The following is a 522-nucleotide window of genomic DNA, read 5'->3' as shown; positions in this document are numbered from 1 at the left end:
GCTGTCGAAGGTGGGACTGGCGATTGGGACGAAGTCGTAACAAGGTAGCCGTACCGGAAGGTGCGGCTGGATCACCTCCTTTCTAAGGAGCACTTCTTACCGAGTCCTTCGGGACGAGGTCAGAGGCCAGTACATCAGCGAACGTCTGATGCTGGTTGCTCATGGGTGGAACGTTGACTATTCGGCATTCTTGACCAGCTTGTCTTCCTAGTACTGCTTCGGCGTGGAACGGGAGAGTGAGTGGTGGGGGTGTCGGGCACGCTGTTGGGTGTCTGAGGGTACGGCCGCAAGGTCTGCTTTCAGTGCCGGCCCCGGTATAGGTCCGCGTCAGCGGGTTGTGACGGGTGGTTGGTCGTTGTTTGAGAACTGCACAGTGGACGCGAGCATCTGTGGCCAAGTTTTTAAGGGCGCACGGTGGATGCCTTGGCACCAGGAACCGATGAAGGACGTGGGAGGCCACGATAGGCCCCGGGGAGTCGTCAACCAGGCTTTGATCCGGGGGTGTCCGAATGGGGAAACCCG

General features: G+C 59.4%; 2 rRNA genes. Both read left to right on the top strand.

From position 1 onward, the window contains the following. Positions 1–82: ribosomal RNA gene (locus tag KUM32_RS33145) — 16S ribosomal RNA — on the top strand; the annotation flags it as partial. A 309-nt stretch (positions 83–391) separates the two neighbouring features. Further along, positions 392–522, top strand: a 23S ribosomal RNA gene (locus KUM32_RS33140); the annotation flags it as partial.

The organism is Streptomyces sp. AC627_RSS907 (genome assembly GCF_019049165.1).
The sequence above is the reverse complement of the archived record's forward strand: the minus strand, read 5'-3'. Positions and strand labels throughout refer to the sequence as shown.